Origin of the sequence: Arthrobacter sp. SO3, assembly GCF_020532825.1 — a bacterium.
GTDB lineage: Bacteria > Actinomycetota > Actinomycetes > Actinomycetales > Micrococcaceae > Arthrobacter.
Genome location: NZ_MQTS01000003.1, coordinates 1 through 26664 on the forward strand (window position 1 = coordinate 1; position 26664 = coordinate 26664).

The following is a 26664-nucleotide window of genomic DNA, read 5'->3' on the forward strand; positions in this document are numbered from 1 at the left end:
AGATGTGTATAAGAGACAGCCCAAAAACCCCGCCACCACACCGAAAACGGACGGACGCACGGCCTGCCGCGGCCCCTTTCGGCGAGGTCGGGCTGCTGTGTACTGGCTCACACCCGTGGTTTTGACGGCTCGTTGGCGGTGGTCTGTGTGTGGTTCGCTCTGCGCGGGCTCAGACGGGCAGGTGGAAACCGCCGTTGGAATGCAGGAGCTGGCCATTTATCCAGCCCCCGCGCTCCGAGAGCAGGAACGACACCAGGTTCGCCGCGTCTCGTTGGGTGCCGAGCCGGCCAAGCGCGGTTTCACTACTCAGGGTCTCCGCGAGTTCCGGACTGATCCACCCGGTGTCGACCGGACCCGGGTTGACCAGGTTCGCGGTGATACCAAGGTGCCCAAGTTCGCCTGCGGCCGCGATCACAATTCGATCAAGTGCGCCTTTGCTTGCCCCATACGGAAGGTTGTGGGTTGTGTGGTCGCTCGTCAGCGCCACGATTCGGCCCAGTCCAGGAGCCGAGGCGTACTGCTGCGTGAACGCCTTGATCAAGAGCCAGTTGGCGCGGGTGTTGATTGCGAAATGACGGTCAAAGCTTTCGATGGACGTGTCGTGGATGCTGCTGTCTACGGACTCGGCGTGGCTGGCGACCAGTGCCCGCACGGGCCCTACCTGGTCTGCGACCGCCTGCACCAACGTCTCGGGAACCAAGGGGTCTGCCAAATCGGTCTCGGAGGTGAAGGTCCTCGCCCCAAGTTCCTGCAGCTCGCGCGTGAACTCATCCACAAATCCCCGTTCTGGACTGTGGTTCGCGAAGGCGATGTCCCACCCGTCCGCGGCAAGCTGGCGGGCGATCTCCGTGCCGATGGAGATACGCCGGCCGACACCAGTAATCAAGACAAGGGGACGTGGCTCAGTCATCCGCTGATCCTATGACATCTGTCTTACCGGCCCAGGACCCCTCGAAAAGACCTCACAGCTGCTCCCGTCAACGGCCCCGTCGCGGCAACCTAGCTGGCGGGGTCGTACTGGAAAGCGCGCACTTCCTGCGCGCAACGGCAGGCGACCGCGATCTTCGCGGCCCACTCCAGGGCCGCCTCATACGAGGGCAACTCCAGCACCGAGTAGCCGCCTTCGAGCTGCGCCGTCTGCGGGTAGGTGCCCTCGCGTACGGTCCCGTCGCCGTCGACCATGACGGGCGGGATGCTCTCATCGATGCCGCCGCCGAATACCCAGACGCCGGCGTCCTTCGAGTCCTGAACAACCGCGTGCGCTGCATCCGAAACGGCCTGCAGGTCTTCGTCCGGGAAGACCATGGCGGCACTGGGAAACGAGATCAGATACTTGGTCATCGCGTCGACTCCTTCTTCGCAGCACGGGGGATCGCATCATCCTCGCCGATGCCATCGTGCGGCGCAAGATCTCGGCGGTCCGGCGCCAGGTTGAGCGACATTAACGATCACAGAATGGCGCCACGAAACGCTGCACTCCGCACCTCTCACCCCGGCCCCCGGGGGCCTTTACGGGCCTTCGAGCAGCCCTTGAACCTGTAGAAGGAACTTCCGTCCGCCGTCGGTCAGGTTCGCTGTTTCGCCAAACGTGCGCTCCGGGACTTTCAGCTGCAGGCAGTCCATCATCCAGCGCACGTCCGAATAGAGGTCATGGGCAACATCCAGGGGCACAGGTTTGCCGCCCTCCACCCGGAAACCCGACGCGTTCAGGGTGTCCGCAACCACGCGTCGCCGCGGTTCCCAATCCGGTGTGGAGCCCTCGAGCAGCCAGTGGATCACCATCCGGGTGACAACGGCTGTCGCCTGGTCCGCCGGGAAGGCCACCGCCTCGGCGAGGTGGTCCCACAGGGGACGGCCGCCGTCGCGCTTCTTGCGTCCGGCCGGTGACAGGACCAGCCGGCCCTTGCTCTTCCGCAGCAGCTTCCACGCCTGCAGCTGCTGCCGCAGCATCAGAACGGGCAGGGTCTGGCTTTCGCGGTTCGCCGCTCCGGGCCAGCGGTGGGCCCAGCCGAGTTCGCGGACGGCCAGGTTGACCACGGCCGGTTTGAGGTAGCCGTCCTGGGTTAATTGCAGTCCGTCGGTGCCCGCCTGGTTCAGCAGCCACTGCACGGGACGGACGACGGCGTCGATCTCCTCGTCCGTGGGCGGCTCCGGCCAGAGCCGTTTCGCCAGCTTGTCCAGGCGGCCGTTGAGCGCGGCGGCGTCGAACGCGTCCGGTTCGAAGGTGCCGGCGTCCTCGCCCGTCGCGAACTTGTACCAGTCGGCGAGCTCCGGATGCTCCGCATCCAGGGGATCGGCCAAGGCTCTGATGAGGCGCGCATAGCCGTAGATCCCGCCGGAGTCCTCCACCGGCCCGCGGTTGGCGCCGTCGATGCAGCGCAAGGCACCGGCGGGCAGCTCGGCCGGCCCCATCCCCTCGAAGAGGTGCGTCCAGGCGTCGCCAAAGTCGTACTCGTATTCGAATATCACCGGGGCAGTCTGCTGGGCGTCCAGTAGTTCAAAGAGCACGACGCCGGAAGCGGGCTCGTCGCCCATCTCCTCCGCCGCGTCGTCGGGGCCGATGATGACGCGGGGCTGGCCGAGCCGGTCCACACACCGGATGCCAAAAAGGTGGCGGTTTTCCCAGCCGAAGGCCGTCTGGAGCACCCGGTGCAGTTCCGGGACGGTGATGGTTTCCGGCACCAGCAGGCGACGCCAGATCTCGGGCTCGGAGCCCTGGATGCTGACGCGGAGGTCGTAGGCGGGGACGGTGGTGGGTTGCATAGGTGCAATCCTGCCAGAAGCACCCCAACTGACGCCCGCTAAGCCGCGCCCGCCGGGGGCGGCGCTGTCGTTGCGCCAGGGCGGTCGAACTGGTTAGGGTGGATGCTAAGCATGCTTAGCATGTGCGTGGTGTGCAAGCCGCTCGCCCTGGGACAGGAGCGGCTGCGACACCACCAGCTGAGAACCCACCGTCCGGAGGAGCATCATGACTGACCAGTACACGTTCAAGAACCCGGTGACAGCGTACAAAAACATCACTCCGCCCAAGCAGAGCCAGCCGGAACCCGGGCTGGATGCCGAGCTGACGCCGAAGGCGGACCTGGGCGAGGACACCTACCGGGGCACCGGCCGGCTTGAAGGCCGCAAGGCGCTCGTGACCGGAGCGGATTCCGGCATCGGCGCCGCCACAGCCATAGCGTTCGCCCGCGAGGGGGCCGACGTCGTGATGTCTTACCTGCCGGAAGAGGAGGAGGACGCTGCCCGGATCGCGAACCTGATCGAAAAGGCCGGCCGCAAGGCCGTCAAGGTTCCCGGGGATCTCAAGGACTCTGCCATGTGCCGCCAACTGGTGGAGACCGCGGTACGGGAACTCGGCGGTTTGGACATCCTGGTGAACAACGCCGGCAAGCAGGTGGCGCAGGAAGCGCTCGGCGACATCACCGACGTCGAGTTCGACCACACCTACAAGACCAATGTGTATGCCATGTTCTGGCTCACCAAGGAGGCCCTGCCGCACCTGCCGGCCGGGTCGAGCATCATCAACACCACCTCCATCCAGGCCTACAGCCCCTCGGCCACCCTGGTGGACTACGCCTCCACCAAGGGTGCAATCAACAACTTCACCAAGGGCCTGGCCCAGCAGCTCGCGCCCAAGGGCATCCGGGTCAACGCGGTTGCGCCCGGCCCCATCTGGACGCCACTGCAGGCCAGCGGCGGGCAGCCGACCGAGGACCTGCCGGAGTTCGGCAAGGAGACGCCGCTGGGCCGTGCCGGCCAGCCGGCCGAGCTGGCGCCGGCGTACGTGTTCCTCGCCTCGGCCGAATCCAGCTACGTGATCGGTGAGACCCTCAACGTCAACGGCGGCATGCCGACGCCGTAGTCCGGCTCCACAGTCCAGTCTGCAGACCGGTTCCGGCGCGGATTTGACTCGAGCGGGCCCTTTCCCGGTACGGCCTTCTGCCTCCGGGGATGGGCCCGCTTTGCTGACCGGTTCGGTATCTCCAGGACGCTGGTCCGGATCGGCCTCGCCTTCAGCGACAACCTCCCGGCGCGTCTGGCCCAGGTGGAGGCCGGGTTCGGCCAGCGCCGCAGGCACGTAGCGGGGCGGTGAGCTGTAGGCCCACCGCCCCGCAAAACCTTCGCCGCCCCGATAGTGTTCGCCGCCCGGGCGGTTGCGCTGGCCAAAATCGTCGATCGGATCAGCAAGCCAGCGGTTACTGGACCTTGGCGCCCGGCCGGTACCAGGTCAGGGCCGACGTGTAGGGTTCGCTGGGCAGGTTGCCGGCGTACCAGGACTCCGTGGACCTCACCACGGGGGTGTGGCCGTGGCCGTCCTTCAGCATGGCGCGGACCGTGGCAGTGCCGGCGGTGATTACGAGTCCGAACAGCAGGACTACGAACAGTTCCATTTTGGTTCCTCGGGTGGAGTGCGGATTGGATGAGTCCAGTGTCGGCAGCCGCCGTGTGAGCAACCGTGTGAATCCCCCGCGGCCGAATACCCGGGACGCCGGAGAGGCCAGCGGCGTAAAATTACTCCTATGGCCGAGACCTGGATCCGGCTCCTCGGTCCGCCAACGATCGAGTCCTCCGGCGCCACTCCCCCACAGCCCAAGGGCCGCAAAGCCTGGGCCGTGCTGGCCTACCTCGCCCTGCAGCCGGACGGCATCAGCCGTTCCCGCACGGCCACCCTGCTGTTCCCGGACGCCGCGGATCCGCTGGGCGCCCTGCGCTGGAACCTGTCCGAGCTGCGCCGGACCCTGGCCGGCGTTTCCATCGACGGCGACCCGCTGCGGCTGGCCCTCCTGCCGCCCTGGCGCTGCGATGCACTGGACCTTGTCGGCTCCGCGACTGGCAATGGCCTGGACCCGCGGCAGTTCAACGGCCAACTGCTGGAAGGACTCTCCTTTCCGGACAGCCCCGTCTTTGACTCCTGGCTCGCGGACCAGCGGTACCGGCTCGAGAACTGCGTCCAGTCACTGCTCTATGAAGCGGCCCTGGCCGCCCTGGCCTCGGGCACCCCGGCGGACGCCGTCGAACTCGCCACGCTGGCACTGCGCCGGGATCCCTTCCAAGCCGACTGCACCGCCGTCCTGGTCAAAGCGCTCGTGGCCCTGGGCGAACACCGGCGGGCCCGGGAAGAGGTCACCAAATGCGCGGACCTCTACCACCGGGAGCTGGGCCTGCCGCTGCCGGCAGAGGTCCGCCGGGCCCTGTCCGGCTCGGCTCCGGCTGCCGACCCCGGAATGCCCGCCACCGCGGCCACCGTCCGGTCCTACCTCGACGCCGGCAGCGCCTCCCTGTCGGCGGGCGCCGTCGACCGCGGACTCGACCAGCTGCGGCTCGCCGTCGTCCTGGCCCAGCGCGCTGGTCAACCAAACACGGACCGCCACCTCGTGGCCGAGTCGCTGGTGACACTCGCCGGGGCGTTGATCCACCAGGCCGGCGGCCGCGGCGCCGAGGTCGCCGATTTCCTGCACCGCGCGCTGTCGGCGGAAGCGCCCGACGGCGTCTCCCGGACGGCCGCCGCGGCCTTCCGGGAGCTGGGGTACCTGTCCGTCCAGCGCGGCGTCCCGGACCGGGCGGCCGGATGGCTGGAACGGGCGATGCAGGCGGCGCAGGGAATCCCCGACGAGCAGGCCCGGATCCTCGCGATCCAGGGCATGCTGGCCTCGGACACCGCGCACTACGGGGACGCGGTGGTTGCCTTCACCGAATCCGGGCTCCTCGCCAGGGCCGTTCGGAACCGCCGGCAGCAGGCCTTCAGCGAGGCATTGCTGGGGCGCGTGCACCTGATCCGCGGGGACCTGAAACTGGCGGCCGCGTCCCTGGACCGGGCGCTGGAGTGGATTGCGGAAGAACACTGGACGGCGTTCGAGCCGTTTGTCGCCGGAGTCCGCGGCGAAACCTACCTGGGCGCCGGCCGGCTTGAGGATGCCGCTGCCCTGATTGACCGGTCCTGGGTGATGGCCGACCTCGCCGGCGACCACTGCTACATGGCTCTGGCGGCGGGCGCGGAAGCCCGGCTGTTCCTGGCGCACGGCGACCTCGCCGCCGCCGAGCACTGGATCGACCGGGGCCTCGAACCCAGCCCCTGGTACCTCTGGTACACGGCCCGGCTGCTGGATGCCGCGGCGGAAGTCACCATCGCCACGGGCTCGCCGCGGGCCTTACGGTTCGTGGACCGGCTGGGCGCACTGGCCAGCCGCAGCGGGATGCGGGAGTTTGTGGTCCGGGCGCAGTCGCACCGGGCGGTGCTCGGCGACGAGGCCGCAGCGCTGTCCGTGCCCTGGCTGGCGAAGGAGATCGACAACCCCGCGCTGACCGCGTTCCTGGCCCGGCGCCACGGCGTCACCCTGTGAGCTGGCGGCGGTCGAGCAGGTCCGGAGCCGTTTCCGGAAGCCCTGTCCCGCCGTCGGCCGCGGGACTACCATTCAGCTGTACCGATGGGATTACCACCGTGCTCACTACTGCGTGGAAGGAAATCTGTCATGGAATGCATTACGTGGTTCGCGCCGATTTTGCCCGGGAAACTGGACGAGTGGAAGGCGCTCGACGCGGAGATGAACGGCCCGCGCCGGGAGGAACATGCCCGCTCGAGGAAGCGCATGGGCGTCACGCGGGAGGTCGCCAGCCTCGTGCAGACCCCGCAGGGGGATTTTGTCTGCCTGTTCCATGAGGCCGAGGATCTGGCCAAGACGTTCCAGACGCTCGCCGCCTCGGACGATCCCTACGATGTCTGGTTCCGGGAGCATCTGGTCAGCGTGCACGGGCTGACGGCCGAGATGCTGCAGGGGCCAATCCCGGCGACGCTGTTCTTCGACTACCGCGCCGACGGCTGAGCGCCTTAGGGTGCGCAAACCGGTCCACGACGCGCGCATTTCCTGACGCGTCCGAATTCCGGTAGCGACAGGAATTCCGCGCATCGTGGGCCACAATTCGTCGCGGCGCTATACGTTGCGGCGCAACGTGGGCCCCGGCAGCACATCCAGGTTAAACAAAAGCAGGGCCCGTCAAAGACGGACCCTGCTCGAAACCTGTAAGGTTCCGGACTCAGAAGAGTTAGCTGAAAGCTAAGTCTTAGAGAGCCTGGATGTTTACGGCCTGGGGACCCTTGGGGCCCTGCTCGGTTTCGAAGGAGACCTTCTGGTTCTCTTCGAGGGAGCGGAAGCCGGAAGAGGCGATCGCGGAGTAGTGTGCGAAGACGTCCTGTGAGGAGTCATCGGGGGAAATGAAGCCGAAGCCCTTTTCAGCGTTAAACCATTTGACGGTACCAGTAGCCATTATTTTTTGTCCTTCGTGAAGGTGGAGGAAAAGTCCCGACTTTCGGGTCCTCCTGTGTGGGGTGCTCAAAACCGCTGCTTCAGAAGAACAAGGTCTTGCAACCTTGCGTACTGCCTGAACTACGAACTGCATAAACACAACAACAGGATCAACAATACAGCAGATTTCTGGAGCGCTTTACCACCGGGGTTTGGGCGGTGCCCCCGACGCCTCATTCGGGTCCCTCCGCCGGGACGTCAGCGGATCTAGAATGGCCGCATGACACCACAGGAGCTGGCCAACCTGGCACACCTCCGCCGGGCCCGGGACCTGATCGACCGGGACTACGCCCGGCCGCTCGATGTGCCCACCATGGCCGCCGGTGCCCTCATGTCCCCCGCGCACTTCTCCCGCCAGTTCAAGGCGGCCTACGGCGAGACGCCCTACACCTACCTCATGACCCGGCGGATCGAACGCGCCATGGCGCTGCTGCGGGCCGGCGCCAGCGTCACGGATGCCTGCATGGAGGTCGGCTGCACCTCGCTGGGATCGTTCAGTTCACGGTTCACCGAGATCGTCGGCATGCCGCCGAGTGAGTACCGGTCCCGGCAGCACCACGCGGTCAAGGCCATGCCGCCCTGCATTGCCCGGCTGCGCACGCGGCCCGCCCGCAAACCGAGCAGGATTGAAGAAGCGCCCCCGCGAGCGCAGCAATAGCGTGGGAGACATGAACATTTCACTGCAGTACTCCCAAATTACTGTCAACGACCTCGACGAGTCGCTCTCCTTCTACCGGGACGCGCTCGGCCTGGAAGTGCGCAACGACGTCGGCTCCGACGGGCAGCGCTGGGTCACCCTCGGCAGCAAGGCCCAGGCGGATCTGGAGCTGGTGCTCTCCGTTCCGCACGCCGGCCGCTCCCAGGACGACGGCGACGCCCTCCAGCAGTTGCTCGTCAAGGGTGCCCTCCCGATCCTGGTGTTCCGCACGGACGATCTCGACGCCACATTCGAGGCGGTCCGGGCCTCCGGCGCGGAGGTCCTCCAGGAACCCATCACCCAGCCCTGAGGCCCGCGCGATTGCGCGTTCCGTGACCCGTCCGGGAACATGGTCCGCTTCAACCAGGCCTGAGGAACGAAGACGCGAACCACGTAGCCGGGCAGCTTGGGACGCCCCCCGCACCGGCCTGAATCAAGCTCTGCGCATCAGTCCGGGCCGCACATCGGGGAACTCGTCCGCTGCAGGGAGTGCCGCGTCGACGAAATGCCCTGACGAGATCTGCCGCTTGACCTGCTCAAGCTCATCCTTGAGCAGGTCAACGGTGGCACGGTATCTTTCAAAGTCTGCCTTTCGGCGCCTGGCCGCGGCGAAGCTGAGGCCGGCGGCGAGAACGGCAAGCGGGAACGACACCAGCAGGGCCCAGCCGGAGGCGGCGAGGAAGTCCAGCGCTACGGGAAGTGCCTGCTTGAATGCCAGGAACTCGTTCACCCCGCCGACCACTCCGTTCAGAGCGGAGTCCAGGGGGCCCAGAAACTGCCCGACGACAGGCGTTCCGGAAAACGAGGGAGCGCTCAGTGGCGGTTCTCCCCCTGCTGACCAGCGCGAATCACCGAAATGGTTCAGGACGTAGACCCCGGCACCCGTATTGAGGGCCGCGAAGAGCATGACGGAACCCAGCGCAGTCCAGTGAAGGCTGCGCGGTCGCCAGACGCCGACCGCAAGGGCGAAGACAACGGCAGCAACCCACGAAAAGGTGCGGAGTTCGTCGCGGCCCATGCCACCCAGTAGATCCAAGGGAATTCCCTGCCGCCTTCAGTTGGAGTCAATGCTTGTTCCGGTCGCAGGCGAGCCTATCCCAGTCACCCCCGGGCATGACGCGGCAAGTATTGACGGAGGCGGCTACCGGGAGCGGGAACCAGCATATTCCGGGGCCACTGAAGGCGAAGTCACTTCTGCCTGCTGTGGGATGGCCGAACCGTCCACGTGTGCGTCGCTGCGGCTCCGGCGCCCCACCGCGCGCCCCACGGCCATCGAGAGCCGGTGGGCGGGCTGTTCCACATAGCGGTAGAAAAGCCCGGCGATCACGAATGCGGCGGCCACGGAGACGGCGAGCGCCAGCGGAAGCGAGACGGATCGCAGCAAGGTCACGCCGGCCAGGATGATCGGGAGGTGCACCAGGTAGAGGCTGAAGGACACGCGTCCCAGCCATTGCGCGATGGCAGTATCACCGAGCCTCTTGGCCGAGCGGCAGGACACGAACAGCAGGACGATCAGCGTCGCGCCCGCCGTGACAACGGCCTCGACGCCGCGGATCGGCTGCTCGGGGCTGATCCATTCCGCGTTGGCCAGGAACAGTCCCGCGGCGGCCACAAAGAGCCAGACGAAGCGGGGCCAGGACTGGGTCCGTTCACGGATCCGCTCTCGTTCGGCGCCCAGCAAGGCCCCGATGAGGAAGATCGGGAGATAGGTCAGCCAGTCCACGTGCTGCACGGCTCCCACCACGGCCAGCAGCAGGGCCAGGCCAATTTTCACGTACCAGACGCGCCGCCAGCGGACGGCGATGACGACGTAGACCGGGAGCAGGAGGGAGAACAGGACTTCCCATTTGAGGGACCACAGCGGGGTGTTGATGGTGCTCGCGTTCAGCAGCAGCAACCCGTCTTTGAGAACCTGGGCCACGCTGGGGTTGGTGACGTACATGTCCGCCCAGGGGCTCTGCAGCGGCGACGCCGAGCGGGGAATGATGGTCATCAACGCAACCGCCAGCGCCAGGGACGCCCACGCCGGCAGGTAGAGCCGGAAAAAACGCTTGGAGTAGTACTGTGCCCACTTCCCGGCCGCCCCCGGCCGGGTGAACGGCAGGACCAGGACGAAGCCGGAGAGCACAAAAAAGACGTGGACAGCCGGAGTGCCGTTCCAGAGGACGTGCAGCGGCGAGAACACCGCCCACTCCCCCGCCGTGGTGAGCCCAGCGGAGCGGTCGCCCTCAACGACGCTCCCGATTCCGGGGAGTGTGGAGAGGACATGGCAGGCGACAACCACCAGGGCGGCGAGCCCCCTGAGGCCATCCAGCTGCGTGACTCTTGTTTGACCAGAGTTAGAGCGCATTGACCCTATGTTACCAGTTCGTTACATTAGGCTCGGGTTCCGGGCCACTCTTCAGTCGGCTATCGGGAGGAATCCAGAGGCCTTCGGAGAACCCGCCTGCAGGAACCTTGGATCGGATGCGCGGAACACAATAGGCTCATCAAAGCCCCCCATATCGGCCACATGCGACCGGAAGAAGTAGACGATGCAGATGCCCAAGGCGTCGGAGGCAGACAAGGAACGGTTCCGCGCCGCCATGCCGGCCGAGCCTGGCATCGTCGTGAAGCCGATGTTCGGCAATCTCGGTGCCTTCGTCAACGGGAACATGTTCGCAGGTCTTTTCGGCCCGATCATCGGCGTTCGGCTTTCCGAAGCCGACCGGGCCGAGCTGGAGGCGTCTGAGCAGACCGTTCCGCTTGGACCAGAGGAGCGGCCGATGGGCGGTTACGTCGGCCTGCCGGAAGTCTGGAACGCCGAAGGCGACGGCGACGTGGCGCGAGCACAAGTGTGGGTGGCCAAGGCCTACTCCCATGTGGCTTCACTGCCGCCGAAGGAGCCAAAGGCCGCCAAGGCGCGCCCGGCGAAGAACTAGGCGCCCGACGACGGGCGGGATCGGGCAACGCCGGGCAAGGACGAGCCGCTGGCGGCAGGAATCAGACGGGGGCACCCCAAGGCATCGATGGACTCAGCAAGTCCTAAGCTGGGTGCCATGACCGCTGCCCCTGTGAAGCGCAACCCCCTCGGCTCCCGCGTCTCACAAGCGGTGCAGACCCTCACGCCGGGGTACTTCGCCCTCACTATGGCCAGCGGGATCATCTCGGTGGGTCTCGAGCTCGAAGGCTTCGACGCACTCTCAGCCGCACTCCTGGTGGTCTGTGCGGTCTCCTACGCCGTGATCCTGGTTCTCAGCCTGGTGCGGCTGGCCAGGTTCCGCGCCGACATGCGCCGCGACTTCCTGGATCCCGGCCGGGCGTTCGGATTCTTCACCTTCATCGCCGGAACGAATGTGCTCGGCGTGCGCCTGGGGATGGCGGGGTGGCCCGGTACGACGGCGGCGCTTTTGGCCGTCGCGGTACTCGCCTGGGTGGTGCTTGGCTACGTTGTGCCGTGGACCGCCGTGCTGGGCCGGGACGAGCGCCCCGTGCTGAAGGACGCCAACGGCAGCTGGTTCATCTGGTGCGTGGCCAGCCAGTCCGTGGCGGTCGCGGCGGCGTCGCTGGAACCCCTCGCCGGGCCGGACCGGCGTGCGGCGCTGGCGCTGGTCGCCGTCGTCGCCTGGTCGGTGGGGCTCATCCTGTACGCCGCAGTGGGGATCTTCGTCTCGCTGCAGCTCATGACCTACCCCATCCGGGCCGAGGACCTGCGCCCGCCGTACTTCGTGGCCATGGGCGCCATGGCGATCAGTGTCCTCGCCGGCGCGCGGATCGTCGAAATGGCCGGCGCGCCGATGGTGGATGCGACGCGGGGGCTGGTGGCCGGTTCCTCCGTCGTGTTCTGGGCCTTCGCCTCGTGGCTCTTCCCGGTCCTCCTCGCAGCCGGATGGTGGCGGCACGTGATCCACCGCGTGCCCCTGTCCTACGAACCCGGCCTCTGGAGCGTCATCTTCCCCCTGGGCATGTACGCCGTGGCCGGGATTTATCTGGGGCGCGCTGACCATCTTCCCCTGGTGGCGCTGATTGGCCGCACGGAGCTGTGGCTGGCTGTCGCCGCATTCCTCGTCACTCTCGCCGCGATGCTGTGGCACCTGTGGGCAACGCTCGTGCGCCCGGCGCGGTGACGCCAGAGGTGACGCGGCACTCTCGCCGGCCTGCCTCCTAAGGATGCACCAGCACCTTCACCGCAGAGTCATTGGGTTGATGAGGGCATCGAAAGCCCTGCTCGACGAGGTCTCCAGAACGGCGGCAGCCGTCTCGGCAGCGGCGTTGTCAGTTCTCTTCCAATTCGCCGCGGACGAGCCGCCGCGTGACGTCGGTGAGCAGCTCTACGCCGCGCAGTGCGTCCTCGTCGCGGGTGTATTCGGCCTCGTTGTGTGAGATGCCCTCCACACTGGGGACGAAGAGCATCACGGTCGGAATCACATCTTTCATATTGGTCGAATCGTGCCCGGCGACGGTCATGACCTCCTTGTGGGTATAGCCCAGGCCGTCCGCGCTGGCTTTGCCCAGCGCCACTCCGCTGGGCTGGTAGGACAACACCCCCCAGTTGTGTGTGAGGTCGAGGCGGATGTCCGTGCGGGAATCGTGCTCGGCGTCGATAATCCTCTTGCCCAGCCGCTCCATGGCGAGGGCCAGCACGGACTCGTCCGGGGAGCGGAGGTCCAGGTTCATCAGCACTTGCCGCGCGATCGTCACCGGCGAGTTCGGCAGGACGAGCAGCTCGGATACCGAGGTGTGCAGTAATCCGGGTTCAAATTCCGCGGTCAGTTCGCGGGCGGCGGCGATGACCAGTGCGGCACCGTAGAGGGCGTCACGGCGGTCCCCCATGCGGGTCGCGCCGGTGTGGGACTGGGCTCCGTCCACGGTCACGCGGTACTTGCTGGCGGCCCAGGTGCGGTCCACGATCCCCACGTGGGTGCCGCTCTCCTCCAGGTCCCGGCCCTGCTCGATGTGGATTTCGGCGTAGCGGGCCACCTGGGCGAGGACAGGTGCCCTCCCGTCCGCGGCGCGGTGCCCTGCGGCCAGGGCTTCGGCTACGGTCGTGCCCGCCGGATCGGCCGTCGCAAGGGCGACGTCCAGCTCCAGCTTCCCGGTGAAGACCCCACTTCCCATCATGCTGGGTGCGAAGCGGCTGCCTTCCTCGTTGAACCAGTTCACGACGGCCAGATTGTAGATGGGGTCCAGTTTCCCGGCCCGGGCCTCCGCCGCAATGCGGGTGCCCGCGTGTGCCGCGGCGAGCACACCGTAGGCCCCGTCGTAGCGGCCGGCCAACGGCTGGGAGTCCAAGTGCGAACCGACCAGCACGTACGGGGCACCGGGCACCAGTTCCATGATGCCGAACTGATTGCCTGCCTCGTCCACCGTTTCGGTGTAGCCGTGCTGTGCCAGCCACTGGCTGAACCACGTCCGGGTGGCATGGTCGGCTGCCGTGCCGGCCTGCCGTTCCACGCCGCCGCCGGGCGTCGCGCCGAAGCTGGACATCGTCGCGAAATCCGCGAGGAACTGCTCGTGTGTGGTGCTCATGGGGTTTCCTTCCCTGTCAGTGCTGCCTCAAGGTCTTTGCCGCGAACCCGCGACGGGAGATTTTCTTCGCCGAAACGGATCTGGCCGCCCACCATGGTGGCCAGGACGCGGGTGGCCCCGATCGCTGAGGGGCCGACGGCGGTCGGGTCCTGGTCGAGGAACACCATGTCCGCCAGGTAGCCCGGCGCCAGACGCCCCTTGACGTGGCCGGTTCCTGTGGCGGCGGCTGAACCCGTGGTGTAGGCAGCCAGCGCCTCGGCCGCCGTGATCCTTTCCTCCGGGCCGTAGACCTCTCCGGACGGGGTCAGCCGCTCCACGAAGGACTGCATGACATCCAGCGGCCGGCCGTTGGAGACGGGACGGTCCGAGCTTCCCGGCAGCACCACGCCGCGGTTCAGCAGGGTCTTCGCCGGATAGGACCACGCCGTGCGCTTCGGCCCCAGGAGCCGGGCCATACCGTCGCCGAATTCGGTGATGAAATGCGGCTGTGGGACCAGCACGATGCCGGCCGTGGCAATCCGTTCCAGCTGGTCAGGGCGGACCACGCCGCCATGCTCGATCCGGTTGGGCTGTGAATTGGGACCGTAGTCTTCCTGCGCCTCGGTGATGATGTCAATCGCATGGTCAATGGCGTGGTCACCGATGGCGTGCATCGCAATCGCCCACCCTGCCCGGTACGCGCCAAGCGCCGATTCACGCAGCTTGTCTGCGTCCATTTGGAGATAGCCGTGGTTGTGGGAGCAGCCGACATAATCCTCGGTCATGTAGGCCGTACTGCCCAGGAGCGAGCCGTCACTGAAGATCTTCACCGGGCCCAGGCGGAGCCAGTCATCCCCCAGCCCGGTGCGGATTCCGGCGTCGAGACCTGCGAAGGCCCGGTCGTCCGCGTGGCCGGGCACGTCGTGGAGGGAGTCGATGACCATCATCGGCTGCATTCTGACGCTGAGCAGGCCTTTGTCAGCCGCGTTCTGGTAGGCCGCGAATTCGCGGGGCGAGTAGCCGATCCAGCCGCCGGCGATGCCGGCATCGGTGACGCTCGTGATGCCTTCGGAGAGGTAGTGCGACGTGGCCAGGTCCAGTGCTCGTTCGATGGTCTCCAGCGGGTAGGGAAGCAGGATGTCCTGCACCAGGCGCATGGCGTTTTCCTCCAGCAGCCCTGTGGGTGTGCCGTCGTCACCCACGACGACGGCGCCGCCGTCGATCGGGGCGGTGAGGTCTGCGTTGGCGGCAACAAGGTCCAACGCCACGCCATTGAGCGTGCATGCGTGGCCCGATGAGTGTTTGATCCACACCGGGCGACCCCCGGCGGCTGCATCCAGGCGGTCGCGGTCCGGTTGCTGCCCCCCGATCAGCAGCGGGCTGTATCCGGACGCCACCACCCATTCACCCTCGGCCAGCCCGGCCGCGGCCCCGGCGATGATCCGGTACACCTCGTCCAGGCTGGCCACTGCCCCCAGGCTGGCCTCCATCAGCCCGAGGCCGAACCACACGCTGTGCGCATGGACGTCATTGAACCCGGGAACAATCGTGGTTCCGGCAGCGTCGATGGTCCGGACGGCATGGCGGGCGAATTCTGGGTCCGGGTCCACGTCAAGGATCTTGCCGTCGTGGATGAGCAAGCTTGTCGCTGCGGGGCGGGATGCGTCCTGGGTCAGTATGTGGGCGTTGCGGATCAGCAGATCGACGGGCATAAATCCTCTTTGATGTGGTTCCCGGACCGTTCTGAGGTGCCGGGTTGGGCCTGGGAGTGGAGCTCCCGGTCCAATTCAACTCTGTAATATTGCTGCCTTCAATGGACATCCAACGCCGCTTCATGGCTGAAATTTAGGCTTTTGCATAAAATCGGCACATGACATCACCTGACGGCAGTACTGCCCGTTCCGCCGGGGCGCCTCCCCGGGAGTTCCGTCCGGGCCGGCACGCGGAGCCAGAATGGACCGAGCTTCTGGAATGCCTCTGGAAGGACCGCGACCAGCTGGTCAAAGACTTTCTCGAACGGTTCTCCGCCATTTCCTACGGTGAAGCACTGGTCCCCAAGGAAGACATCTACCAGACCGCTGCCGACACCATGGACATGTTCCTGTTTCAGATGGCGGGGTTGGAGCTTCCCCCTGATCTACGGGCCCTTCCCCGCGAGGTGGCAGCGCGCCGGGCCCGCCAGGGGGTCCCCCTGGATGCGTTCCTCGAAGCGATCCGCAACGACTTCCGTGTCCTCTGGAAGGGGCTGGAGCGGGTCGCGCGGGACAAAGGAATCGGCGTCCTGGTGGCCAACATGGACCGGGTCCTCGACGCCGTCGAAGGCTATGTGAGCAGCATCCAGCAGGCGTATGCGGAGGAAGAGGCGCGGCTGGCCCGCAACAAGCAGCTCTACCGTCAGCGGCTGCTGTCCCGGCTCTTCAACGCGGAACTGGGCGCGCCCGGCGATGTCCAGGACCTTGCCGCGGCCCTCGGCGTGCAGGCCGCCGGGACCTTCGAAGTACTGGCGGTTACATCGGAGGCCGTGGCGCAGGCCCAGCGGCAGGTCGAGTCCGACCACCGCACCTATGCCTACGAGAACGCCGGCGTGCTGTACCTCTTCCGCGAACAGCGCAAGGGGCGGACCTGGTCCCAGGAAGGGCCGCCCTTCGCGGCCGGATATGTCCCCGGCGTCGAGGGGCTGGCTGCCGTCCCCGCGGCCGCCGCCTCGGCGCTTGTGCTGGCGCAGCACAAGCGCCGCGGCGCGGGACTCGCGACGATGGAGGACACCTGGATGGGAATCGCCGGCGGTCTCCTGGAGCAGAAATTCCCGGACTTTTCCGCCCCGCTACGGCAGGCACTGGACAAGTGCACGCCGCTTGAGCGCCAGCGCCTGCTGCAAGTGGCACGCAGCTACGGCCGTACCGGATCCATCAAGGAAACGTCGGAAGAGCTGTTCTGCCACCGCAATACCGTGGTGAACCGCCTGCATAGCCTGCACGAGGTCATCGGCCTGGACCTCACAGTGCCGGCAGAGGCCGCGAGGGCACTCGTCGCCCTCAGCAACTACAGGGACCCCGATGATTAGTTTGTGAAAATGCCCAACCCGCGGGCGAAAACTGGGTGGATATTGTCATTGTTCAGGGCTTTATCACTCGCATAGTCTCGAATAACCACCGCAGCTGCGCAGGCCATCGCCTTCCGACTGCCGCGGGACCCGAGATGAACAACTCCACCCCGCTCGAAAGGGCCCACGCAGTGACGACCTCAAATTCGATCTCCCCCGCCACAGGTGCTCCTCCGGTCATCTCCGGCAAGGACGCGGGAAAAATTGCCCGCGCCGCCTTCGTCGGAACAGCACTGGAGTGGTACGACTACTACCTCTTCGGCACCGCCGCGGCCCTGGTTTTCAACCGGCTCTTCTTCACCAATATGGACCCCACCGCGGCCCTGCTGGCATCCTTCGCCACATTCGGCGTCGGCTTCGCCGCCCGTCCAATCGGCGCCGTCATCTTCGGCTACATCGGCGACCGTTACGGCCGCCGGCCGGCGCTGCTGATCACCATCGTCATGATCGGCGCAGCCACCGCCCTCATCGGCCTGCTGCCCGACTTCGGCAACATCGGATTGGCCGCGCCAATCATGCTCGCCGTACTGCGTCTGGTCCAGGGCCTGGCCGTCGGCGGCGAGTGGGGTGGCGCCGTGACCATGGCCGTGGAACATGCTCCGGCGGAAAAGCGCGGCCGGTACGCGGCAATGGTCCAGCTCGGGTCGCCGGTCGCGACGCTATTGGCCTCCGGCGCCTTCTCTCTGGTGCTGCTTTTCCCGTCCGAAGCCTTTGATGCCTGGGGCTGGCGTATCCCGTTCCTGTTGGCCTTCCCGATGCTGGGCATCGCGCTCTGGATCCGCCTGAAGGTGGAGGAATCCCCCATCTTCAAGGACCTGCTCGCCCAGGGAGAAACCTCCAAGGTCCCGGCCCTGGACGTGTTCCGCCACGCCGGCGGCCGCCTGCTGGTGGCAGTCCTCGCCGCCCTGCTTGGCGTCGGCGGTTTCTACATGATCACTACCTTCGTGGTGAGCTACGGCGCCAACACCCTGAAGGTGGACCGGAACGTCATGGTCAACGCGACGCTGATTGCCGCCGTGGCGCAGATCGGTGTCACCTTCCTAATGGGCCGGCTGGCCGAGAAGATCGGCCCGGGCAAGGTCACCATGTGGGGCGGCATCGTCAGCGCCATCACGGCTTTCCCCCTCTTCGCGATGATCGACACCAAATCCCCGCTCATGATCACGCTGGCCATCACCATCGGCATCATGCTCATTGCAGTGGCCTACGCCGTCAACGGCGCTCTGCTGACCGAATTGTTCCCGGCGAAGCTGCGCTATTCCGGCGTGGCACTCGGGTACAACATTGCCGGCGCAACCAGCGGATTCATGCCCCTGCTGGCCACCGCCATGCTGGGCATCTCCGGCAACCAGTCGTGGGGCGCCGCCCTGATCCTGGCGATCATCTCGCTGCTCACCGCCGTGGGCGGGTTCTTCGGCGAGCGCCTCCGGGTCCAGGACAAGGAACTCGTCGCCAGCAGCTAAGGCGGACCGCTCCGGACCAGAACTTCCGCCGCAATCCCATCGAATGCTCAACCACCCAAAACGGGGAGCCGTCCGCCGGACGGCTCCCCCCTTTCGTTAGGAGACGAACATGCTCAGTGACGACCAAACCCGTCGCATCCTGGACGCCGTCGACGCCGGCTTCGACGCGCAGCTGTCCTTCACCCAGGACCTGGTCAAGCACCCGTCGCTGCGGACCCGGGAGGGCAGCGCCCAGGACCTGATGTACGGCGCCATGTCCGGGCGGGGCCTGGACATGGACCGCTGGGAGCTGGACGCGAAGGAGTTGGCCGCCCACGAGGGCTTCGGGCCGGTGACGGTGTCCTATGACGGGATGACCAACGTGGTGGGCACGTACCGCCCGGGCGCCGAGCGCGGCCGGTCCCTGATCCTCAACGGTCATATCGACGTCGTGCCCGAGGGCCCGTCCGAGGACTGGTCCCGCTACCCCTGGGACGCCCCCGTCATCGACGGGTGGATGTACGGCCGCGGCGCCGGCGACATGAAGGCGGGGCTCGCGGCGAACCTCTTCGCGTTCGACGCCGTGCGCGCCGCCGGATTCGAGCCGGCCGGCCGCATTCACTTCCAGTCCGTCGTCGAGGAGGAATGCACGGGCAACGGTTCCCTGTCCGCCCTGATGCGCGGCTACCAGGCCGACGCGGTGATCATTCCCGAACCGGAAGAGGACATGCTGGTCCGCGCCAACGTGGGCGTGCTCTGGTTCAAGGTCAGGGTCACCGGCAACCCCACCCACCCGCGCGAGATGGGCACCGGCTTCAACGCGATCGACGCCGCATACACGGCGATGACCGCGCTGCGCGAAGTGGAGGAGAAGTGGAACGCGGACCGGGGACAGCACCGCCACTTCGAAGACCTGGAGCACCCGATTAACTTCAACTTCGGCGGGATCGCCGGCGGGGACTGGCCCTCCAGCGTTCCGGCGTGGTGCGAGTTCGACGTGCGGGCGGCCATCTATCCGGGCATCGCGGCTGAGGACGCCTGGGCTGAACTCCAGGAGTGCCTCGCGCAGCTGGGCACCGGCCCGGAACCCATCAAGGCTGTCGGCGTCAAAACCGGGTTCTTCGCCGAGGGATACGTACTGGAACCGGGCAGTGACGCCGAAATCCTGCTGGGCCGCACCCACCAACAGGTCTTCGGCGGCGAGCTGGAGAGCTTTACCACCCCGGGCTACCTCGACGGCCGGGTCTTCGCCCTCTACGCCGACACTCCCGCGCTGGTGTACGGCCCGGTGTCGAAGTCGATCCACGGCTTCGACGAGCGGGTCTCGGTCGAGTCCGTCCGCCGGATCACCAAGAGCATTGCCCTATTCATCGCCGACTGGTGCGGACTCAAGGAGCAGCCTGCGGCTGCGGAAGGCTAAACCGCGGGCTCTGTCCGCGCGGGGCCGGGGCTCGTCCAGTGCCCGGTCTGGCACCGTCTGTACCGAACCCGGCCGCGGGCATATCCTGCAAAAGGAACTGTTCCACACCCGCAGCTTCCGGAGGTACCGATGGACATGCCCAAAGCATCCGATGCCGACAAGGAGTACTTCCGCTCGGTGCTGCCGGACCACCCCGAGGTGGTTATCAGGCCCATGTTCGGAAATCTGGGGGCGTTCGTGAACGGGAACATGTTCGCCGGCCTGTTCGGCCCCACCATAGGGGTGAAGCTGTCAGCGGCGGACAAGGAACTGCTCGACAGCACAGAGCGGACGGTACCGTTCGGGCCCGCCGAGCGCCCCATGGGCGGATACACCGGCTTGCCGGAGGTCTGGAACGGCGAGGGCGAGGGCGACGGCGACAAGGCGCGGGCCCGGGCATGGGTGGAGAAGGCGTTCGAACATGTGGCCGGACTCCCGCCCAAGACTCCCAAGGCCCCCAAGGCTCCGAAGGCGAAGGCCGCGAAGAAGTAGCCATGCCCTCCCCCGCCGCAGGCTCAGACCACGTGGTCGACACTCTGGTGATCGGCGCGGGGCAGGCCGGCCCGGCCACGAGCTACTGGCTGACCCGGCACGGCGTGGAGCACCAGCTCCTGGAACGGCGGGACGCACTCGGCGGCGCCTGGCAGGACCGCTGGGATACGTTTTACCTGAACACCCCTAACTTTTCCTTCCTGCTGCCGGGGCTGACCTACAACGGCCCCGAGCCGGACGCCTTCCTCCCCCGGGACGAGGTGATCGGACTCTTCCGCGACTACGCCGCGAGGATCGCGGCGCCGGTCCTGCTCGGCACCGAGGTGACCCGCGTCAGCGCCGCACATGGCGGCTTCCCGGTCAACGGCGGCTTCGCCGTGGACACCAATCAAGGCCGCTGGCAGGCACGGAACGTGGTCCTCGCCAACGGCGCCTTCCACGTCCCGCGGATCCCGCCGGCTGCCGCCACCCTGCCAGGGCACATCCGCAAGCTGCACAGCCACGACTACCGCAACCCCCAGCAGCTCCCGGACGGCGCCGTGCTGGTGGTGGGCACCGGACAGTCCGGCGGCCAGATCACCGAGGACCTGCTCGACGCCGGCCGGGAAGTCCACCTCTCCGTCTCGGCCTGTCCCGAGGCCCCGCGGCGGTACCGCGGCCAGGACGTCTTCCACTGGATTCTGCAGGTCAACCTCCACGGCCCCGAGTACGGCATCAACGGCCTCCAGACGGAACAGCTCCCCTCCCCCGCCGCGCGCTTTACGTGCAACCCGCTGATCTCCGGCAACGGCGGCGGCCACAGCATCCGCCTGCGGGACCTCGGCCGCCGGGGCGTCCGGCTGCACGGCCGGTTTGAGGGAACGGCGAAACGCGAACTTCGCGATCCCCGTCGCGCTTCGCCTCGGCCCGGTGCGGTTGCCCGCCGGACCGCTAGCTCAGGACACTGGCTGCAGCCGAACAACGCGCTGTGCGTGGTGCGCATCTGAGGCTCCGGCCATAGCATTCCTCGGTGAGGGTGGTGACGGCGTCGAACCCTCGGAGCGCGTATGCGGCGATGGCCCCGCCAGCGGCGATGGTGGCGATGAAAGAGGTATCATCGAAAACGGTTGCGTGCTAGCCACACCATCAGTGCCGGACGTCCAGCCCCCATTGCTGATGGACCGCCACGAATAACACGATGACCAGCAGCTGGAACACCGTAGCCTAGTCTGACTCGTAGAGATAGAGGTCTGAGCCGTCTGACACAGAGGCAAGTCCATGAGTATTAACAGCCAAGCGGATGACGCCAGCAATTCTCCTAAGGCTTGGAAGTCGTAGATCGATCTCGTCCCCAGTCGTTCCTGACACAACTTTGAGTTGGATAAGTTGCGACCGACTGAGCCCCCAGGTCCGCGGTACTCGTGCTACACGTGATGAAAGAAGCTGTTGGCGCCTCTTGAGCGCGAGCCACGTTTGCGTTGCTATCCAAACGTCGAGCTCAATGAGGTCCTTATCGTGATCAACAAGGGGGAAGAAGGACATGACGCCCTGAAACGACATAGCAGGAACGGCCCCGTGTTGGAAGCGACGGACATCATTCTCGCTCAAAGGTCCGTAAAGGTAGCGCCGAAGTTGCCAGACATATGTAACATAGTCGCGATCATTAGAAGTAATCGCGCTGGCTTTTTGATTGTCCCGAAGCGGCTCCATCAGCAAGTTTGTGTATATCAGGGCCTGAACTCGCTTTTTTATTCGATCGACTGCTGTCGCCCGCATTCGAATGGAGTTCAGCCCAAGCGTGTGTCCCAAATAGTTAACCGATTTGGTTTCTTCAATTTCAGAATATCGCGCTTCGGGCTTCGACAGAATCCTGATACCAGGGCTTTTTTCGAAATTGATCGGCGACCCAATCTCATGTGCTGCCTGCTGTAATATGTGGGAAGCAGTGCATATCTTTTCATAGCTGTCGCTCCAAATGAGCGTGTCATCCGCGTACCGCGCAAAACCGACTCCCAGCCTCTCCAGTGAGCGATCAATAGGGGTCGCTGCCATATTTGCCAGGAAGAGGCTGATCGACGTGCCTTGCGGGAGGCCCACATCTCTGTGCTTTCCACGACCCAAATCATCTGCGGAGGACGGCGGATGAGCGAGGAATGTTTTTATCAGGGATTCTTCCATCGGCGACGCAATGATTCCTAAGCTAGAAAAAATCCGCCATACATAATCATGAGATATGAGATCAAAAAACCTACTGAAGTCAAATTCGGCAATGAAAAGACGCTGTTCGTTTTTGATATCATTGTGAATATGCGAAATAGCATCGTGTGGGGTTCGATCATTTCTATAGGCAAACGAATGCGAACTCAATTTCGCTGTATTCTTCCGCATCAGCGACTTGTATAGACGTCTGGATATCACTTCATCGGCGATGGCATAGGCATGGACCTGACGTTCGCCGCCCGAAGGCTTTGGAACGCTAAAAGACGCAGGCTTATGCGGGGTGTAAGTCCCGCTCTTCAGTTTCTTAGTTATCGAGTGGGCAATACTCGCGCGGCGTTTTCGAACCATGTAGGGATTGAAAGCTGGGCTCTCGTCCCATCGGGAGGGGCGGACTACCTCAAGAAGCGGCGGCGGGTTGTGGCTTCTGCGCATCCTGCGCGCATTCTCATCCTCCACATTTCTGCGGTATCTTTCAAAGTCACGAATTTGTTTAGTAGCACTATCAAGAATCGCTTTATCAAGCTCTCGCCACACTGTAACTCCTTAAAGATGATGGGGCCCGCCTTCGCGGGCCCCATCATCGGCCGACCTACCATGCATAAAATGAGCTTCACGCAGGAGAGCTGCTCGCGCAGCACTCCTCAAGTAATTGGTGATGATCAAACATAGTCCGCTTACAAACGGCAGGTAGCCTAGTTCCTCTTGGAACCCAGTGAAATGATACCCCGAGTGTTTGAACGGACCGAACATTTCGTCCCGTACTTGTTGCGCGTGCTGACGTAGGCCTCTCACCACAACTTGGTCAACCGATGGTTTGGGGTGGGCTTCTAGCGGCGTCCCGTGTGTTGACAGCTTAGTAAGCCGCGCAGATTAAATACCAACGCCCGTTAGCGGGAGCTCCGGCCGCTGCCACGGCTTCTTGCGATACGTCCGCGGTTAGCAAGGAGGAATGGCAGCTACTTGTGCTTTCCATAATTCCTTCGTTGCGGCCTTCGCCATCTGGTTGACATTGCGGTGGCCGGCGCTTCCGGAATGTCAGGAAACCCTCCCTTAGCCGGGCCACCGCCACCGGCACCGGCGATACATCCGGTGCCCGAACACCAGGCGCAAGGCCGAGATCGGCGTCAATAGTTGCCGTTGGATCAACCAGAAGACTTCGGTCCACCGCGAGTGGCGCCCGCGTTCGTGTGGAAGCCCCTACGTCTGGAGCACCGGAGTCGGCGACATCTCCGCGGCCCCGCGCAGGAAACCCCGATCAGGTCGTAATCGCCGCGGCCGGCCAGGAAGAACGTTGTGTCGACCGGGAGCGGTCCGATGGCCTTGATTTCGTAGGCCTGAAGCTCTTTGACGGCCGGGATGATCTTCTCCAGTTCCGCTCCCAAGCCGACGAGGCCGTTCTTCCCCGCCTGCGGTTAATGGTGCAAACGCCGGCCCTTGGGTGACGATTCCTGCGCACGGCATGGCGCTGCGGCCGCGGCGTACGGTCCGCTCCACACCCCGCTGGGACGGAGCCCCATGACTCAATGCAGATATTTGCCTCAGCGAGTGGCGCCGTGCTCTCGCTCCCACTTCGCCTTGTCCTTGCGCCATTCCCTTGCGTTGTCCGAGTCCAGTGGCCCGAAGCCTGTCGGCTCAGGATAAGGCTCTGGGAACGGCTCCGAGGATTGGGCACGTTTGTCCGTCGCGGAATCATCGTTCATGGTTCAACCCTAATGCAACGGCCCCAATGCAATGGCGACGTGTCGCGAGTCCCCTGGGGTGATATCTGCAGCGGACCCCCAAAATCGAAGCCGGTGGACTACCGGGGCCCGGAAACAGAGTTGGTTGTCCACTCAGTCGCATCCAAAAGCCCGGATATGCCGTTTACGAAACGCAATGCGATCCCGAACCCACCCCTTACTGTTGAACCTGCACCTAACGAAACCGTTTACGTAAACCGTTTTCCGAAACCGATTACGTAACGCCTACAGCAGACACCAAAGACACCCTCAGGGAGGAGGAGCAGTGGTCACCATCCGCGACGTCGCCGAGCACGCCGGCGTCTCCCCCGCCACTGTTTCCCGGGTGGTCAACGGCCTGGTGGGCTACTCGGACGAAACCCGCGAACGCGTCGAGACCGCGGTCAAGAGCCTCTCTTACGAAACGGATTACCTCGCCCGCGGCCTCAAGACCCGGCAGACCTCTGTGATCGGGCTCCTCGCTCCTATGGTGTCCGACGCCCTCGCCTCCCAGGTCATGCAGGGCGTCGAGGAGGAAGCCCAGGAGCGCGGCTACGCCGTGATGCTGGGCCGCACCGGCGCCAAGTCCGCGTACATCGCCGGCTACCTCCGGACCCTGCGCACCTACCGGGCCGCCGGCGTCATCCTCATCTCCGCGGTGATCACGCCGGAGACGCGGCAGCTGCTGGGACCGAACGTCCCCATCATCTCCGTCGCCATCAGCGACAAGTCCGGCTCGCCCAGCGTGGCCATCGACGACGAGCAGGCAGCCTACGACGCGACCCGTCACCTGCTGCAGCTCGGCCACCGCCGCATCGGCCTCCTCACCGGGGACTCGGCGTCCGTCTTCGTGGCCCAGCCCCGGAAGCGCGGCTACCTCCGCGCCATGGCCGAGGCCAAATGCACACCCGTCACCGCCACCGGGACCTTCTTCTACGAAAGCGGCGCCCCCGGCGTCGACGAACTGCTCCAGCAGGATCCCGGCCTCACGGCGATCTTCGCGGTCAGCGACGAGATGGGCGCCGCCGTCGTCAATGAACTGCAGCGGCGCGGGCTCCGGTTGCCGGAGGACGTCTCCGTCCTGGGCTTCGACAACACCTCCACTTCCCGGCACGTGAACCCGCCGCTGAGCACCATGGCGCAGCCGCTTGAGGAGATGGGGCGGATGGCGGTCAAGAAGCTGCTCCGCTCCCGCGACCTGGGGCCGAAGATCATGCCGCACCGGCTGGTGGAGCGCGGCTCCACTGCGCCGCCGAATCCAACACATGCCGCCCAGCCACAGGCCACCCCAGCCGGCACCCGGGAATCCGCCAGCTAACCCCCACAAATTTTCCCCACCCACGGCCCCGCCGCGCCTCCGCGCGCCCGGAGCCGGAGTCAAGCACGCACCACACCATCCGCATCACCCCACTCAACAAGGAGCAACACATGAGGCAGCGCCGCCGCACCTGGCAGACTCTTCTCGCCACCACCGCATCCCTGACCGTCGCCGCCGTCGCCCTCACCGGCTGCGGCGGGACCGCCACGGAAGCGAAGAGCACCCCGAAGGCCGCCGCCGCGTCCTTCGAGGGCAAGGGCCCCATCAACTACGTCTCCAACCGCGACGCCTCCGGTGCCGCGAACAAGAGCATCGAGGAGTGGAACGCCGCCCACCCGGAGGAGAAGGTCACGTTCATCGAACTGCCGGACTCCGCGGACCAGCAGCGCCAGCAGCTCATCCAGAACGCGCAGATCAAGTCGGACACCTTCAGCGTGCTGAACCTTGACGTCGTCTGGACCTCCGAGTTCGCCGCCAACAAGTGGATCCTGCCCCTGCCGGAAGACGCTGTCCCCACCGACAAGATGATCCCCGCCACGGTCAACGCCGCGACGTACCGGGACTCCCTGGTGGGCGCGCCGTACTACACCGACGGCGCCCTGTTCTACTTCCGCTCCGACCTGCTGAAGGCCGCCGGCATCGCCGCCCCGCCCAAGACCTGGGACGAGATGAAGACCGCCTGCGAGGCCATCCTGGCGCTCCCGGAAGCTGCCGGCATGTCCTGCTACACGGGACAGTTCGACAAGAACGAGGCCCTCACGGTCAACTTCTCCGAGGCCGTGGCCTCCGCCGGCGGCTCGATCGTCGACGCCGAGGGCAAGCCCACCGTCAACACCCCCGAGGCCAAGGAAGGCCTGAACCTGCTGGTGGACGGCTTCAAGGACGGAATGTTCCCGTCCGACGCCATCACCTACCTCGAGGAGCAGGGCCGCCGCGCGTTCCAGGACGGCAAGCTCGTTTTCATGCGCAACTGGCCCTTCCTGCACGCCTCCCTGAGCGCCACGGACGGCTCCAGCCAGGTGGCCGGCAAGTTCGACATCACCTCCATCCCCGGCACCGACGGCCCCGGCGTCTCCACCCTGGGCGGCCGCAGCCTGGCCATCTCCCCGTTCACCCCGAACAAGGCCACGGCCCTGGAGTTCGTCAAGTTCTTCACCAGCGAGGAGCAGGCCCAGAAGCGCCTGGAACTGTCCTCCCGCGCCCCGGTGTACGCGTCCCTCTTCGAGGATCCCGCCGTCGTCGCCAAGCGCCCGTTCTTCCCCACCCTGCTGACCTCGCTGAACAACGCCCAGCCCCGGCCCAAGGTGGTCCAGTACGGCGCCACCACCAAGGCGATCCAGGAAGAGGCCTACGCGGCCATCACCGGTGCCAAGGACACGGACACGGCCCTGAACGACATGCAGGCCAAGCTCACCGAGCTGTCCAAGTACTGTCTCTTATACACATCT

At 65.7% G+C, this 26664-nt stretch carries 24 protein-coding genes and 1 pseudogene; 14 read left to right on the forward strand and 11 right to left on the reverse strand.

The window, feature by feature from the left end; all coding sequences use genetic code 11:
- Nucleotides 1-169 precede the first annotated feature (169 nt).
- The 3 genes from BJQ90_RS00235 to BJQ90_RS00245 all read right to left on the reverse strand — a co-directional run bounded on the left by BJQ90_RS00235 (nt 170) and on the right by BJQ90_RS00245 (nt 2763).
- Entirely contained in the window at nt 170-910 is a 741-nt protein-coding gene (locus tag BJQ90_RS00235) for an SDR family oxidoreductase (protein ID WP_226758308.1), read from the reverse strand.
- Nucleotides 911-999: 89 nt separating this feature from the next.
- Nucleotides 1000-1341, reverse strand: a complete 342-nt coding sequence (locus BJQ90_RS00240; RefSeq protein ID WP_226758309.1) for a YciI family protein — start codon at nt 1339-1341, stop codon at nt 1000-1002.
- Nucleotides 1342-1509: 168 nt separating this feature from the next.
- On the reverse strand, nt 1510-2763 hold the full coding sequence (locus BJQ90_RS00245; protein ID WP_226758310.1) for a plasmid pRiA4b ORF-3 family protein: 1254 nt from the start codon (nt 2761-2763) through the stop codon (nt 1510-1512).
- Nucleotides 2764-2968: 205 nt separating this feature from the next.
- On the opposite strand from BJQ90_RS00245, the gene BJQ90_RS00250 reads away from it, so the two are divergent.
- Nucleotides 2969-3862 carry a glucose 1-dehydrogenase gene (locus BJQ90_RS00250; protein ID WP_226758311.1) on the forward strand — a complete coding sequence of 298 codons (894 nt, stop codon included), beginning with the start codon at nt 2969-2971 and terminating at the stop codon, nt 3860-3862.
- Between the two features lie 334 nt (nt 3863-4196).
- Here BJQ90_RS00250 and BJQ90_RS00255 read toward each other — a convergent pair whose 3' ends face one another.
- A complete protein-coding gene (locus tag BJQ90_RS00255; protein ID WP_226758312.1) occupies nt 4197-4391 on the reverse strand; it encodes a hypothetical protein in 195 nt (64 codons plus the stop codon).
- A gap of 129 nt (nt 4392-4520) precedes the next feature.
- Here BJQ90_RS00255 and BJQ90_RS00260 point away from each other — a divergent pair, with 129 nt between their 5' ends.
- Together BJQ90_RS00260 and BJQ90_RS00265 are read left to right on the forward strand one after the other, a co-directional pair.
- A complete protein-coding gene (locus BJQ90_RS00260) occupies nt 4521-6341 on the forward strand; it encodes an SARP family transcriptional regulator (RefSeq protein ID WP_226758313.1) in 1821 nt (606 codons plus the stop codon).
- 129 nt (nt 6342-6470) lie between these two features.
- Nucleotides 6471-6821, forward strand: coding sequence for a DUF6176 family protein (locus tag BJQ90_RS00265; protein WP_226758314.1), 351 nt, complete (start codon nt 6471-6473; stop codon nt 6819-6821).
- 238 nt (nt 6822-7059) lie between these two features.
- Here the strand turns inward: BJQ90_RS00265 and BJQ90_RS00270 are convergent, their stop codons facing one another.
- Nucleotides 7060-7263: a cold-shock protein gene (locus BJQ90_RS00270; RefSeq protein ID WP_024365339.1), complete on the reverse strand. Its 204-nt coding sequence runs from the start codon at nt 7261-7263 to the stop codon at nt 7060-7062.
- Between the two features lie 258 nt (nt 7264-7521).
- On the opposite strand from BJQ90_RS00270, the gene BJQ90_RS00275 reads away from it, so the two are divergent.
- Nucleotides 7522-7959: a helix-turn-helix transcriptional regulator gene (locus tag BJQ90_RS00275; protein ID WP_226758315.1), complete on the forward strand. Its 438-nt coding sequence runs from the start codon at nt 7522-7524 to the stop codon at nt 7957-7959.
- Nucleotides 7960-7969: 10 nt separating this feature from the next.
- Nucleotides 7970-8305: pseudogene (locus tag BJQ90_RS00280) on the forward strand (VOC family protein); the annotation flags it as partial.
- Between the two features lie 126 nt (nt 8306-8431).
- Here the strand turns inward: BJQ90_RS00280 and BJQ90_RS00285 are convergent.
- Nucleotides 8432-9034, reverse strand: coding sequence for a hypothetical protein (locus BJQ90_RS00285; RefSeq protein ID WP_226758317.1), 603 nt, complete (start codon nt 9032-9034; stop codon nt 8432-8434).
- A 105-nt stretch (nt 9035-9139) separates the two neighbouring features.
- Nucleotides 9140-10348, reverse strand: coding sequence for an acyltransferase family protein (locus BJQ90_RS00290; RefSeq protein ID WP_226758318.1), 1209 nt, complete (start codon nt 10346-10348; stop codon nt 9140-9142).
- A 184-nt stretch (nt 10349-10532) separates the two neighbouring features.
- On the opposite strand from BJQ90_RS00290, the gene BJQ90_RS00295 reads away from it, so the two are divergent.
- Nucleotides 10533-10919, forward strand: a complete 387-nt coding sequence (locus BJQ90_RS00295) for a TfoX/Sxy family protein (RefSeq protein WP_226758319.1) — start codon at nt 10533-10535, stop codon at nt 10917-10919.
- Nucleotides 10920-11036: 117 nt separating this feature from the next.
- Entirely contained in the window at nt 11037-12104 is a 1068-nt protein-coding gene (locus BJQ90_RS00300) for a tellurite resistance/C4-dicarboxylate transporter family protein (protein WP_226758320.1), read from the forward strand.
- Between the two features lie 148 nt (nt 12105-12252).
- Here BJQ90_RS00300 and BJQ90_RS00305 read toward each other — a convergent pair whose 3' ends face one another.
- The gene (locus tag BJQ90_RS00305; protein ID WP_226758321.1) at nt 12253-13506 is read right to left on the reverse strand and encodes a M20 family metallo-hydrolase; all 1254 of its coding nucleotides are present in this window, start codon (nt 13504-13506) and stop codon (nt 12253-12255) included.
- The gene (locus tag BJQ90_RS00310) at nt 13503-15197 is read right to left on the reverse strand and encodes an amidohydrolase (protein ID WP_226758322.1); all 1695 of its coding nucleotides are present in this window, start codon (nt 15195-15197) and stop codon (nt 13503-13505) included. The genes BJQ90_RS00305 and BJQ90_RS00310 overlap by 4 nt, the downstream gene beginning before the upstream one ends.
- Nucleotides 15198-15355: 158 nt before the next feature.
- On the opposite strand from BJQ90_RS00310, the gene BJQ90_RS00315 reads away from it, so the two are divergent.
- The 5 genes from BJQ90_RS00315 to BJQ90_RS00335 all read left to right on the forward strand — a co-directional run bounded on the left by BJQ90_RS00315 (nt 15356) and on the right by BJQ90_RS00335 (nt 20967).
- Nucleotides 15356-16549 (forward strand): helix-turn-helix domain-containing protein, encoded by a 1194-nt coding sequence (locus BJQ90_RS00315; protein ID WP_226758323.1) that lies wholly within the window; start codon nt 15356-15358, stop codon nt 16547-16549.
- 170 nt (nt 16550-16719) lie between these two features.
- Nucleotides 16720-18051, forward strand: a complete 1332-nt coding sequence (locus BJQ90_RS00320) for an MFS transporter (RefSeq protein WP_226758324.1) — start codon at nt 16720-16722, stop codon at nt 18049-18051.
- 109 nt (nt 18052-18160) lie between these two features.
- The gene (locus BJQ90_RS00325; RefSeq protein WP_226758325.1) at nt 18161-19450 is read left to right on the forward strand and encodes an ArgE/DapE family deacylase; all 1290 of its coding nucleotides are present in this window, start codon (nt 18161-18163) and stop codon (nt 19448-19450) included.
- Between the two features lie 129 nt (nt 19451-19579).
- Complete coding sequence (locus BJQ90_RS00330) at nt 19580-19981, forward strand: TfoX/Sxy family protein (protein ID WP_226758326.1); 402 nt, start codon at nt 19580-19582, stop codon at nt 19979-19981.
- Between the two features lie 2 nt (nt 19982-19983).
- Entirely contained in the window at nt 19984-20967 is a 984-nt protein-coding gene (locus BJQ90_RS00335) for a flavin-containing monooxygenase (protein WP_413463615.1), read from the forward strand.
- 217 nt (nt 20968-21184) lie between these two features.
- Here BJQ90_RS00335 and BJQ90_RS00340 read toward each other — a convergent pair whose 3' ends face one another.
- Together BJQ90_RS00340 and BJQ90_RS00345 are read right to left on the reverse strand one after the other, a co-directional pair.
- Nucleotides 21185-22714, reverse strand: coding sequence for a reverse transcriptase domain-containing protein (locus BJQ90_RS00340; RefSeq protein ID WP_226758327.1), 1530 nt, complete (start codon nt 22712-22714; stop codon nt 21185-21187).
- 608 nt (nt 22715-23322) lie between these two features.
- Entirely contained in the window at nt 23323-23562 is a 240-nt protein-coding gene (locus BJQ90_RS00345; protein ID WP_226758328.1) for a 4-hydroxythreonine-4-phosphate dehydrogenase PdxA, read from the reverse strand.
- 622 nt (nt 23563-24184) lie between these two features.
- Here BJQ90_RS00345 and BJQ90_RS00350 point away from each other — a divergent pair.
- Entirely contained in the window at nt 24185-25216 is a 1032-nt protein-coding gene (locus tag BJQ90_RS00350) for a LacI family DNA-binding transcriptional regulator (protein WP_226758329.1), read from the forward strand.
- A gap of 110 nt (nt 25217-25326) precedes the next feature.
- Nucleotides 25327-26664: ABC transporter substrate-binding protein (locus BJQ90_RS00355; protein ID WP_226758330.1), on the forward strand; the 1338-nt coding region annotated here is incomplete at its 3' end.

Coding starts and splice junctions, on each gene's coding strand:
- BJQ90_RS00235 (WP_226758308.1), bottom strand. CDS start 910: ATGACTGAGCCACGTCCCCTTGTCTTGATTACTGGTGTCGGCCGGCGT.
- BJQ90_RS00240 (WP_226758309.1), bottom strand. CDS start 1,341: ATGACCAAGTATCTGATCTCGTTTCCCAGTGCCGCCATGGTCTTCCCG.
- BJQ90_RS00245 (WP_226758310.1), bottom strand. CDS start 2,763: ATGCAACCCACCACCGTCCCCGCCTACGACCTCCGCGTCAGCATCCAG.
- BJQ90_RS00250 (WP_226758311.1), top strand. CDS start 2,969: ATGACTGACCAGTACACGTTCAAGAACCCGGTGACAGCGTACAAAAAC.
- BJQ90_RS00255 (WP_226758312.1), bottom strand. CDS start 4,391: ATGGAACTGTTCGTAGTCCTGCTGTTCGGACTCGTAATCACCGCCGGC.
- BJQ90_RS00260 (WP_226758313.1), top strand. CDS start 4,521: ATGGCCGAGACCTGGATCCGGCTCCTCGGTCCGCCAACGATCGAGTCC.
- BJQ90_RS00265 (WP_226758314.1), top strand. CDS start 6,471: ATGGAATGCATTACGTGGTTCGCGCCGATTTTGCCCGGGAAACTGGAC.
- BJQ90_RS00270 (WP_024365339.1), bottom strand. CDS start 7,263: ATGGCTACTGGTACCGTCAAATGGTTTAACGCTGAAAAGGGCTTCGGC.
- BJQ90_RS00275 (WP_226758315.1), top strand. CDS start 7,522: ATGACACCACAGGAGCTGGCCAACCTGGCACACCTCCGCCGGGCCCGG.
- BJQ90_RS00290 (WP_226758318.1), bottom strand. CDS start 10,348: ATGCGCTCTAACTCTGGTCAAACAAGAGTCACGCAGCTGGATGGCCTC.
- BJQ90_RS00295 (WP_226758319.1), top strand. CDS start 10,533: ATGCAGATGCCCAAGGCGTCGGAGGCAGACAAGGAACGGTTCCGCGCC.
- BJQ90_RS00300 (WP_226758320.1), top strand. CDS start 11,037: ATGACCGCTGCCCCTGTGAAGCGCAACCCCCTCGGCTCCCGCGTCTCA.
- BJQ90_RS00305 (WP_226758321.1), bottom strand. CDS start 13,506: ATGAGCACCACACACGAGCAGTTCCTCGCGGATTTCGCGACGATGTCC.
- BJQ90_RS00310 (WP_226758322.1), bottom strand. CDS start 15,197: ATGCCCGTCGATCTGCTGATCCGCAACGCCCACATACTGACCCAGGAC.
- BJQ90_RS00315 (WP_226758323.1), top strand. CDS start 15,356: ATGACATCACCTGACGGCAGTACTGCCCGTTCCGCCGGGGCGCCTCCC.
- BJQ90_RS00325 (WP_226758325.1), top strand. CDS start 18,161: ATGCTCAGTGACGACCAAACCCGTCGCATCCTGGACGCCGTCGACGCC.
- BJQ90_RS00330 (WP_226758326.1), top strand. CDS start 19,580: ATGGACATGCCCAAAGCATCCGATGCCGACAAGGAGTACTTCCGCTCG.
- BJQ90_RS00335 (WP_413463615.1), top strand. CDS start 19,984: ATGCCCTCCCCCGCCGCAGGCTCAGACCACGTGGTCGACACTCTGGTG.